General features: G+C 32.9%; 10 protein-coding genes. 6 read left to right on the top strand and 4 right to left on the bottom strand.

The window, feature by feature from the left end; translation table 11 throughout:
• Window positions 1-514 (top strand): LTA synthase family protein (locus GJB59_RS12730; RefSeq protein ID WP_203583272.1); only part of this gene is annotated, 514 nt, incomplete at its 5' end.
• Between the two features lie 101 nt (window positions 515-615).
• Here the strand turns inward: GJB59_RS12730 and GJB59_RS12735 are convergent.
• Window positions 616-948, bottom strand: a complete 333-nt coding sequence (locus tag GJB59_RS12735; RefSeq protein WP_142830193.1) for a hypothetical protein — start codon at window positions 946-948, stop codon at window positions 616-618.
• A gap of 649 nt (window positions 949-1597) precedes the next feature.
• On the bottom strand, window positions 1598-1948 hold the full coding sequence (locus GJB59_RS12740) for a hypothetical protein (protein ID WP_142830195.1): 351 nt from the start codon (window positions 1946-1948) through the stop codon (window positions 1598-1600).
• A 218-nt stretch (window positions 1949-2166) separates the two neighbouring features.
• Here GJB59_RS12740 and GJB59_RS12745 point away from each other — a divergent pair, with 218 nt between their 5' ends.
• Both GJB59_RS12745 and GJB59_RS12750 read left to right on the top strand, forming a co-directional pair.
• A complete protein-coding gene (locus tag GJB59_RS12745) occupies window positions 2167-2739 on the top strand; it encodes a matrixin family metalloprotease (RefSeq protein ID WP_142830197.1) in 573 nt (190 codons plus the stop codon).
• A 13-nt stretch (window positions 2740-2752) separates the two neighbouring features.
• Entirely contained in the window at window positions 2753-3355 is a 603-nt protein-coding gene (locus GJB59_RS12750; RefSeq protein ID WP_142830199.1) for a hypothetical protein, read from the top strand.
• A 172-nt stretch (window positions 3356-3527) separates the two neighbouring features.
• Here GJB59_RS12750 and GJB59_RS12755 read toward each other — a convergent pair whose 3' ends face one another.
• Window positions 3528-4010 (bottom strand): hypothetical protein, encoded by a 483-nt coding sequence (locus tag GJB59_RS12755; RefSeq protein WP_142830201.1) that lies wholly within the window; start codon window positions 4008-4010, stop codon window positions 3528-3530.
• Between the two features lie 352 nt (window positions 4011-4362).
• Between GJB59_RS12755 and GJB59_RS12760 the strand changes: the two genes are divergently transcribed.
• Window positions 4363-4980, top strand: coding sequence for a recombinase family protein (locus tag GJB59_RS12760; protein ID WP_142830203.1), 618 nt, complete (start codon window positions 4363-4365; stop codon window positions 4978-4980).
• A 158-nt stretch (window positions 4981-5138) separates the two neighbouring features.
• Entirely contained in the window at window positions 5139-5741 is a 603-nt protein-coding gene (locus GJB59_RS12765) for a Cap15 family cyclic dinucleotide receptor domain-containing protein (RefSeq protein WP_142830205.1), read from the top strand.
• Window positions 5742-5752: 11 nt separating this feature from the next.
• On the opposite strand, the gene GJB59_RS12770 is transcribed toward GJB59_RS12765, so the two are convergent.
• Window positions 5753-6646, bottom strand: coding sequence for a nucleotidyltransferase domain-containing protein (locus GJB59_RS12770; protein WP_142830207.1), 894 nt, complete (start codon window positions 6644-6646; stop codon window positions 5753-5755).
• Between the two features lie 607 nt (window positions 6647-7253).
• On the opposite strand from GJB59_RS12770, the gene GJB59_RS12775 reads away from it, so the two are divergent.
• A complete protein-coding gene (locus GJB59_RS12775; RefSeq protein WP_142830209.1) occupies window positions 7254-11054 on the top strand; it encodes a YobI family P-loop NTPase in 3801 nt (1266 codons plus the stop codon).
• The last annotated feature ends 39 nt before the right edge of the window (window positions 11055-11093 follow it).

Raw genomic sequence — 11093 nt, forward strand, 5'->3', positions numbered from 1 at the left:
CTTTTTCCAGACAAGCCGCTATCTGGACGAAGCCGTTAAAGAATTGTTTGATAATTTGAAAGAACAGGGTCTTTACGAAAATTCGATTATCGTCATGTATGGCGATCATTATGGAATTTCAGAAAACCATAACGAAGCGATGGGCCAATACCTTGGAAAAGAAATCACGCCTTACGAATCGGCACAGCTTCNACAGGTCGATATGCGCCCAACCATCCTCAATTTGATGGGCGTAGAATCAGATACGGATATGCAGTTTGGCAGTGATTTGTTTTCCAATGAACGTGATGAATTCGCTATTTTCCGCGATGGACGGTTTGTCACAGAAGACTATGTCTATGCTGGAAATACCTGTTATGAGAACGGTTCTGGTTTGCCAATTGACCAGAATCTATGTGATCCTTACGTGGAGCAGGCTCTAACAGAGCTTAATTATTCAGAGAGAGTCATTAATGGCGATCTGCTCCGATTCTACGATAAAGAGACCGGTCAATTACTTACTACGGAGCCTTAAGAAAAAAGGAGTGCAGTTGCACTCCTTTTCACTTGGAGAATGGTTCCTTCTCTTCTTCTGATAAATGAGGATATATTAACAAACTCCATATTACAATTCCGCTAAAACCCCATTAAATCTACTAATTGGAAATCATTTAAGGTAATCCGATTACCGCACCCTCTGCAGGTGAAACTAAGTTCAAAGTCAATCGTCTCCGAAAATGCATTTTCCGTAATCTTGTCCTCTAAGAGTTCTCTACGCTCTTTATTCGATACTGCCTTTCCCAACTCATCGATAAACTCATCTTGGAAATTCTCGACTACCTCATTCTTCCAGCTCACACCCACCCGAAAATTTTTTTTGATTGAGTGTATTCCAACTTCTCCATTTTCCCTAGGTGAGGTAAACTCTTCAATGGCTTTGCAATCGTCGCAAATAACCTGAATTTTCATATCCCATACCTCCTTCAATCTTCAAGTGTATAAATTGCATGGTAAAAAGCTCTCTTTATTGATGTTTTCCAAAAAAATAGAAACGTTCGAAGTACTTTATTTAATTAGAATTTGGAGCTTCAATACCGGCAGCTTCTGTTAGAGAAGAAAGTATACCTTGAACAGACTCTAATTTTTTAATTTGTTAGGGTTTAATAATTTGCTGCTCGTTATCTTTGGCTTAAAATTTATTAGAATAATGTAACTTAATAAAGCCATTACGATTGTCTGTTTCATGTGTATTCTACCTTCTACTAAAATAAGACTATTTTCTGAATAAAAAGTTACCAGATCATAAGTTTTTTAATATTAAATTATGTAATAAACCGTTCGTAAAAGTACAGTTTTATGAACCAAAAAGGAGAAAAGATGCGCTGCGTACAGCCTCTTTTCTCCTTTTGAATACAAGTAGCTTCCGGTAATCCCTCATATGTAAACTTATATGCTTTTGAAATTCTGCTTTTAAAGCGTTACGCAACAGCCTATTGAATGTATCATTTTTTCTAGCAAATCCACTTTTCTTTCTTGCTCTTTAAAGTTCATTGAAATAAGGGTTTTGAATGTAACTTACTTACCATTACGTTACATTCAGAATAATTAGAAATATTAATTAAGGCATTTTTTTATAAATTTCGTATTTATCCTGAACTTTAGCTAAAAAAACTTCAGAATTTTCTTTTACTGTAAAAATTTTAGTTCCTTCCAACAAGTAATTCGAGGTCAAATTTTCTGTGGGCATGACGTCTCCCTCAATTTTTTTCTGAACTTTTCCATATTCCTCCATGATCGTATACTCCCCCTCTTCAGCAAGGTCGTAAGAGTAATAACTATCTCCTTCTATATTTAATAACGCCATATAAGAATTTTCTTTAGTCGATACATCACTCGCATTTTGGACATTCGATGAACATCCACTTGCTATCATTAAAAATAAAAGTATATAGATAAAATAGTGTTTCAATTCTATCCCTCCTTTATCTGTTGAGACGTATCAAACCATTAAATAGTTACAAATAAATAGAAAAAGAAAAATAAGGAAATAATTCTGTATACATGCAAAGAAATATTTGGTAACTTATAAATATATTTATTTTTTAGAATATTTTGTATTTAATTCTTTAGAAAGGAAAATTTATTAAAAAACAACAGTATGAAAAAACATCAATTCAGGAGGGTCAAATGAAAAAAATAATAACGGTTACTCTATCCTTATTAGTTGGTATTTTAATTTTGAGTGAAGTGGTCTTTGCCTACGGAGTCGCTGGAGGAAAATGGTCTAACGCCAATTCAATTCAATACTGGAAATCCAGTTCTGTTAGTTCTGCTGGTTATTCCAGCCATACAGATTATGGTTTAACCAATTGGAATTCAGTAAGTTCAAAAGTAAATATTACTTCGACTTCTACTGCTAGTAGTGCAGAAATCAAGATTTACGCTGGAGATATTAATAAGGAGGGAGTTTATGGAGATGCTTTAAATTACAGTATTAACTGGCTAGGACAAGTAACTGCATGTTGGGATTGCTCTTATGATGCATCAAGGATAAGAATTAATACCCCTGTAGCTAAGAATGCTACAAGAACTATATTTAATGGGCTTATGGCTCATGAAACCGGTCATTCCCTAGGTATAAAACATTCTTCTGTTTATACTGCTAATGACAAGGCCCTAATGTATGAGACCATAGGAGCTTCTAATGCAGTTAGAATATGGGACGATAACGCTGCTTTAAAATCTATTTATGGACCATGAGGAGGCACTATACATGAAGAAAGCACTTTTAATAATATTTTTAGGAGTTGGTATTATTGCAACTTTTTATGCTTCTAATTTTTTTAATACCACTACAAATAGATCAGATGAACTAGAAAGATATGAAACCCACGATGTATTAGTAAGAACGTACGAAGAAGTAGAGGAACTTGAAAAAGTCTCAGATTTGGTTGTAAGTGTAAAATCAACCGGAGACAAAAAAAATCATTTAGAAATGGATGAGGAGGAAAAATACCCGCTATATTATTGGACAGAGAGTGATTTTAGAATACAAGAAACTTTTAAGAATACATTAAGTGCTGAGGTTCCAGAAGTTATTACAGTAAATGAACCTTATGCGTTTATAGATGAAAATGAAGTCCTAATTTCAGAAGGCTATGAAATTACGGAAGAAGACACCACATATCTTTTATTCCTAAAAAAGAAAGAAAATGAAGAAAAATATCTTCCTATTGGCGTGTATCATGGAAAGTTTGATATGACATCTAATGATGATTCCGCCCGAAAAATAGAAGATCCTTTCGAAAAAGAACATCCAGATTTTGTTAAATTAAAAACCTCAGTAAAAGAAAAATATATGGACAAAAAACAGTGAACTCTCAAAATTAAAAACAAATAAAAGCCACACTTTATTAAAGATGATTCCATACGAAAAAAAAATCATCTTTTTTAGGTTGTACCATCTCAATGAATGTAACTTAACTGCACTTAAGTTACATTCGTTTCACAGAAGCATCAGTTGTTTTGGCGGTGGTACTTTTCTTTCATTAATCAAGGTGAGGAGATCGCACATCTTCCACATACAAGCCGTCGATCTTTCTAAGCTCCTCGATAATGTCATCCGTCAGGCTTTCGCCCACAAAATACATATAGTAATCGTAGCCAAAATGGACCTCGAACTGATTTTTGGCAACGAGTCTCCCCCAGACCCCTCCTCTGAGAATCATCTTAATTAACTCCCTAACCAAGCTGAGGGAAATGGTCTTGCCTTCGGACAAGTTTAATGCGGTTTCATGTGAATAGTTTTCCAGATCCACCAGCTTCAGATGATTGACCCCAGTTTTTTGTATGAGCACTTCACCAGCTTGGATGTATTTTTCTTCGGTCACCAGGTATTGCTCCATCGTGAAAATCTGGCCTTGGTACGACTTCCCGACATCGGACATGCCAATCCATTCCTCCAATAAGGTGTAGTGGCCATTCGCATCCCTGTTTTGAGGATTATACTTCGTGACACGTATGGATTTCATTCTCGTCCTTCCTCCCCATACAATTCATTCTTTTTTTCTTTTAAGAAGCTTCCATCGAAAAAAGCGAGTGCTTTACATCTGTTAATTCCTAAATTTTTTACTTTTTTATTTTATTATAGATTATCACATCATACAGATACTTATTGGTAGATTATTGAATTTGAACCGTGCCCTTTTTGAAGCGTTCGTAAAAGTACACTTTTACGAACGCTTTGAAAAGGGCTAAAAATGACCAAAAAGAGCGTTCGTAAACGTGGCAAATCACTTTACGAACGTTCGCGAAATTGCATACACTTTTACGAACGCTTTTCAGGTATAATAAGAGGAAAAGAATCGTTTACAGAGGTGAATTATGGAACATCGCAAATTTGGTTACATACGCGTCAGCAGCAAAGATCAAAATGAAGGCCGGCAATTGGAAGCCATGCGGAAAATGGGCATTACTGAACGGGATATTTATTTGGACAAGCAAAGTGGCAAAAACTTTGAACGCGCAAACTATCAATTACTGAAACGGGTTATTCGAAAAGGCGACATTTTGTATATCCACTCGCTGGATCGGTTCGGCCGCAACAAAGAAGAGATTCTCCAGGAATGGAATGACCTCACGAAAAACATTGAAGCCGATATTGTGGTCTTGGATATGCCGTTACTCGATACGACCCAATACAAAGATAGTATGGGGACATTCATTGCAGATTTGGTTTTGCAGATTCTTTCGTGGATGGCTGAAGAGGAACGGGAGCGCATCCGGAAACGGCAGCGTGAAGGAATTGACTTGGCGCTACAAAATGGCATTCAGTTTGGCAGGACGCCTGTTCTTGTTTCAGATGAATTTAAAGAGGTTTATAGAAAATGGAAAGCTAGAGAACTAACAGCAGTCGAAGCCATGCAAGAAGCCGGAGTTAAAAAGACTAGTTTTTATAAATTGGTAAAAGCAGTCGAAGAAGAAACAGCTAACACATTATAATAGAAGAAACTCAATCATTTCTTAGCAAATAAGATCCTCTCAAGAAATTTAGTGAAGCTTAATCTATTAAATCTCCTGACAATGTATTAAAGTAAAAAAGAACTTCTTAGCTATAAAAGAATATTCTTATTTCGAATGAAACATATTGGAGGGATTACATGTACGACAAACAGCTTTATTCCCGGACACTTCTTTTAGTAGCCTTAGCTATCTTTATTATTATTTGGGCATTAAAAGGCAGAGTATTTGATATTAGTATTGTTGCGACAGCATTAAGTGCAGCAGGAGCGACTTTATTAATTGATAAACTCATTTTTAAACAATTGTTATGGAAATTAGCGCCAAACTTTTTTTATAAATGGCTAACTACTATACCTTTCCTTGGTGGAAAATGGGAAGGACATTTATATTCAAACTACATTTTTCCTGATACCGGCATGCCAGGCGACCCTATTCCTGCCAAAATGGAGATATTCCATGAATTTGATAGTATACATATACGTTTAGAAACAAATAAATCTTACAGCAGTAGTTATGTGAGTGATATATCGATTGATGAAGGTAAGCAAAAGTATTTGTGCTACCTTTACGGTAATGATGCGGATAAGGATAGAGAAATAAACCCGAAACATGACGGCGCTGTAAAATTAAGAATTAAGCATGACGGTGAAATAAAATTAGAAGGACATTATTGGACTGGAAGATCTACTACTGGAAAAATGGAATTTAAAAGAACATCAAAGAAAAACTCCCATGCATGATGGGAGTTTTTTCATTTAAATAAATATTTTCTGCCTTCGACTAAGAATCGATGGGCATCGTTAAGAGTATATTTTCTGCCAGTACGGAATAAATATAACAATTCAGATACTTCTCCCCACTCTTTTGTTTTTTCAACACTTGAGGTTTGCTCGATTAAGTAATCAAAGCATTTTTGAACATCTTCTGTTAACGTCGCGTTGTTGAACCTATTATTCGGTACATTCCAAATGAGGGATTCCACTAAAAAGGACGATACATTTTCTACGTCATATCCCTCATCTAACAGGTTATATCTTAGTCTCTTAAAAATACGCACCATTTTCTTGAACCGTCTAGAAGTGATAGTATTTTTTCTTACTCCATTACTATAGTGCTGTTCAGGAAAATTAATGATTCTATCTTGGGAATGCCTTGTCTGAAATTCAGTCCCAGTAAGATAACTTCCATCCAGAGAATATCTTCGATGCTCAAAACAAGGGACTACATCTGCATCTACTCGATAAGAATTGAAATTAATTTGTATTGCTTTATTTCCCAATTCAACGTTTTCAGCTCCAAAATGAGTTATCATGGCTGTCTCAATATCACTTCGGTATTGAGAAAAGGTGTAGGAAGCTGTGGAGTTTCCAAAGTCTTTATCTACTTTTCCATCCGGATACTTTGTATAAAAGACATCTTTTAACTTAACAGCGATATCAACATCGCTAGTCAACCTTACATTAGTATTGTTATGATAAGAACCTTTTGGAATCAACTGAATTTCACGGTTTTTTAGAGCCTCTGATTTACTTAAGGCATCTTTAATCATCTTAATTGCATTTTCACATTTCTCTTCTTCACTTTCACTTGCTGGTTTAGACCAACTTTGAAAAGTATCTTCTAAACTGGATTTAAATTCGAACATGCTATTCCCCCACTTTCTCTTTGATTAGACATTATCTAATACGATACCATAATAGTAAAGTTTCAATTATTTGTAAAATTAAATAGGATTCAATGTTTGAATTGCCGTGCAACATAATTGCTATTGTGTTGTGTTTTTTAAATTGACCTTCTCCACTCCTAATCATTCATATCTACCCTTTATGATAGATTGTTTTTGATCGGAGTTTCGAAATATAGACAAAAGAAAAAAGAAGAAGATTGTTGTCTTCTTCTCCTCCTATTAGAAACCATCGTTTTTGATAGACAATACAATAGCTGATTCTGATATTGATAAAAAAAATTGCGGTCAGTAAAGCCAATAAACTTATGCTTAGAAGTGCGAAGTCTTGTTTACAATGGGATGCTCCCATTAATTTGTCATTTAATCATTCTTATCATATTCAATTTAAAACTTACCGCAATAATTTTTTTAAAAATTCCCATAAAAAAGAATAGTTCTAAATTAAAGTTCAATACTATTGTATAAAATCAAAATCCATATACTGCATGTGTTAAAATAATATCTATAATTTGTAAAATTATTAAATAACGTGTAGCGTTTTCAATATTAAACCATGGAGGATAGTATGACGAATAATAATGAAATTAGATTTAATAAATTAACTCCTATTAACAATTCTGATTTAAACACGTACGAAGAAGCATTGAATTTTGTTTTCAATAACGAAGATATAAAAAACATTGCTATTACTGGACCCTATGGAGCAGGAAAAACAAGTTTAATTAATTCTTATAAAGAACGTAATCCAGAAAAAGTATTTATAAATATTTCGTTAGCACACTTTCATTCTGATAAAAGCACCGACGATAATAGCCATGATGAAATCCCCTCTGAAGAAAAAAAGCATGAAGAAGAAAAAGCAAATCAATTTTCTGAAGAAAGTGTTTTAGAAGCTAAAATACTAAACCAGTTACTTCATCAAATAGATACTAAGAAAATTCCAAAAACCAATTTCAAAATAAAACAAAAAGTTCCTCGAAAAAGGATAATCTTCAACACATTCTTACTTCTCTTCCTAGGCATCTGTTGTCTATTTTTGATTTCCTTTAATTCTTGGGTAACTTATATATCCCAATTATCTGAGGGTAGAGTGAAGAATACTTTACTACTAACCGCAATACCAGAGCTCAAACTCTTTATAGGAATACTTATCGTACTTATTATAGCTAAATTTTTATTTGACCTTTTTGTAATACAAAACAATAGAAATATATTCAAAACATTAAGCTTACAAGGAAATCAAATTGAGATTTTAGAAGAAAGCGACGATTCCTATTTTGATAAGTATTTAAATGAAGTTTTATATATTTTCGAAAACTCCAGTGCTCATGCTATTATTTTCGAAGATATTGATCGATATAACGCAAATCAAATATTCGGAAAGTTAAGGGAAATAAATACACTAATCAATAACAAGAAAAAAAAGAACAAGAAGAACAATACTAGTGAACCTCTTCGTTTTATTTTTTCTTTGAGGGACGATGTATTCGTTTCAAAAGATCGCACTAAATTCTTCGACTTCATTTTACCAGTTGTGCCAGTCTTAGATGGTTCGAATTCTTATGAACAATTTTTAAAGCAATTTAAAAGTGAGATTCAAGAAAATACATTAGATACTAAATTCCTTCAAGGAATTTCCTTGTATGTAGATGACATGCGCATTTTGAAAAATATTTATAATGAATTTTTAGTTTATAAAAGTAGACTTAATACAATTGAACTTGATTTCAATAAATTACTAGCTTTAGTTACGTACAAAAATATATTTCCACGGGATTTTAGTGAACTACAATTGAATTCTGGATTTGTTTACCACTTATTTAATCAAAAATATAGTTTTTTAAATAATGAACTTGCCGATATTGAACAAGAACTTAAAGAAAAACAAAGTTTGCTATCTCAACTTCATAATGAAGAAATTAAAAGTATTGAAGAACTTGATGCTATTTATTTCCACACACCTCATAAAATTCATTTAATAGGTGGGCATCCAATTTCAAACTTTAGCAGTAGAGTTGAATTAGTTAAAGCTCTAAGAGATAATGCTAGTTCTGTTACTGTAATAAACTACCAACGATATAGTTCTAATGAAAACACTATTAACCTTGAACAAGACTTTAAAATCCTAGACGAATCACCAGAATATGTAGAACGTAGAGATGTAATTCAAAGTAAAAATGAATTAGAGGAGGACAGATTACATTCAGAAATACAGCAGCTGAAAAAAGCTAAAAATTCCTTGAACAACAAAAAGCTCCAAAATATTATTACCAGAGGTAACATAGAGGTCATATTCAAAAGCAACTATACGAACGAAATAGGCACTGAAAATAAATTTGAAAAGATAAAAAGCAGTCCATACTTCCTGCTAATAAAATATTTAATTAGAAACGGATATATAGACGAAACATATCCTGACTATATGACTTATTTTTATGATACTAGTTTGAGTATTGGTGATAAAATATTCCTTAGAAGTATTTCTGACGAAGATGCTAAAGAGTATACCTATTCTCTAAAAGATCCCAAGCTATTAGTTTCTAGGCTCAATATTTCAGACTTTCAAAGTATAGAAATACTGAATTTCGAGTTGTTGAACTACCTTCTAAGGAGTCCTGATTCAAATCCTTTGTATCTAGAAAATTATATCAAGCAATTAGAAGAATCGAAGAACTTCAATTTTGTAGAAGAATTTTTCGAATTGAGGACAAACATAATTAGATTTATTAATGTCCTTAATTCCTTTTGGCCACATTTCTTCGAAGAGGTGATTGTTCTTAGTGATTGTGGAGAGCCTGTGAAGAGACAAATAGCATTAGACCTTCTAGTTTATTCTAACGCTGATGAATTGGATGTAATAAATAGTGATAATCACTTAACAGATTATATCTCAAACAATGAAGATTTTTTAAATCTCGAGGATCCTGACACTAGTGAGATAATCGATAAACTAGTTTTGCTGAATGTTAGCTTTAAGGATATCAATTTCGAAAACTCTCATAGAGTTTTACTTAGAGAAGTTTACGAAATGAAGCTATTTGCATTGAATTATCCATTGATTACTAAGTTTTTACAGTATAGATATGTAATAAATAGCGGATCTTCCGTTAAACACATGAATTATAGTTTGATTATGAGCAAAAAAGATGAGAGTTTATATAATTACGTTCTCAGTAACATTCAAGAATACTTAGAGATTATACTAGCAAATTGCGAAGGAAAGATAACTGACGACCAAACTGCTATTTTAGATTTAATGAATAATATAGATATTGAATATGATACAAAGATTCAATACCTGGAGTCTTTAGAAAATACTGTAGAAAATATTGAGGAAATTGAAGATGCTAAATTGTGGCCAACCATACTAAATAATCACATTGCAGCTTACAAAGCTCAAAACATTCTATCTTACTTTTTCAAGACCGAAAAAGGTTTGGACAGTTATTTAATTAATTTCATTGATGAATTCGATGTAGAAATATTTATAGATCCCGATGATGTTGATGCATGCTATGAGGAGGATGCATCCTTACGCTTTTTTGAAGATGTTATCAGAGCGGATAGTTTATCGGATAAACAATATGCAGCACTTTTACAGCCTTTTGACCTCCAATATGATTCATTCCCATTTGAAGATATAAGTAATATGAAAGTAGAAATCCTTATCCACTTGGGCATAATTACAATGTCAGAAGAAAACTTAAACTTTATTAGGGTACAATATAAAGGGTTAATAAAGGAATTTATAGTTAAAAACATCGACGCATATTTATCGTTGTTGAATGCTAAAATTTTCAGCTTAGAAGAAGCACTGTTATTGTTAGAAGCTCCTATTAGCATTGAACGAAAGTTAGCAGCTTTAGAATATAATGAGAGTGTAATAAGTCTAAGAGATAAAAACCTTGTGAATGAAATTAAAGAGTATATTATCGAAAACCACTTTGATGAAGAAGATTTTCAATTCTTATTGAATAATTTCGGTAAAGAAAGACCTCAAATTCAAGAAAAGATAAAAGATTTAATTTCAGAAAAATTTAGTTATGTAATAGATAAAGATCTTTCTATCACATTTGAACTCTTAAAAGAACTCTTTCTCCATCACCAGCTTTCGCATCAACAAAAGAAACAGTTATTAGCATCAACTTTAAACGATTTTAATGCTGAACAAGCTTATGAACTGTTAAGTATTTTAGACTTACATGATTATGTTGGCTTGTTTGATCGAAGACGGCCGAAAATTTCTAAAACACCTATAGACGAGCAGCTATTGACTATTTTCAAGAGGAAAAAATGGATTACTAAATACGAAGTTGATAAAGACAATCCTAAATTTTTCAGAGCGTTTGGTAAAAAAATAGTCTAATTGTCAACGCCGGTTTATTTTTCCTCAATATAGCCGGAA

It is taken from the genome of Planococcus soli (assembly GCF_016881065.1).
Classification (GTDB): Bacteria; Bacillota; Bacilli; order Bacillales_A; family Planococcaceae; genus Planococcus; species Planococcus soli.

Excerpts from the sequence above, each read along its gene's own strand:
- GJB59_RS12775 (WP_142830209.1), top strand. The coding sequence starts at position 7,254 with ATGACGAATAATAATGAAATTAGATTTAATAAATTAACTCCTATTAAC.
- GJB59_RS12770 (WP_142830207.1), bottom strand. The coding sequence starts at position 6,646 with ATGTTCGAATTTAAATCCAGTTTAGAAGATACTTTTCAAAGTTGGTCT.
- GJB59_RS12755 (WP_142830201.1), bottom strand. The coding sequence starts at position 4,010 with ATGAAATCCATACGTGTCACGAAGTATAATCCTCAAAACAGGGATGCG.
- GJB59_RS12765 (WP_142830205.1), top strand. The coding sequence starts at position 5,139 with ATGTACGACAAACAGCTTTATTCCCGGACACTTCTTTTAGTAGCCTTA.
- GJB59_RS12760 (WP_142830203.1), top strand. The coding sequence starts at position 4,363 with ATGGAACATCGCAAATTTGGTTACATACGCGTCAGCAGCAAAGATCAA.
- GJB59_RS12745 (WP_142830197.1), top strand. The coding sequence starts at position 2,167 with ATGAAAAAAATAATAACGGTTACTCTATCCTTATTAGTTGGTATTTTA.
- GJB59_RS12750 (WP_142830199.1), top strand. The coding sequence starts at position 2,753 with ATGAAGAAAGCACTTTTAATAATATTTTTAGGAGTTGGTATTATTGCA.
- GJB59_RS12735 (WP_142830193.1), bottom strand. The coding sequence starts at position 948 with ATGAAAATTCAGGTTATTTGCGACGATTGCAAAGCCATTGAAGAGTTT.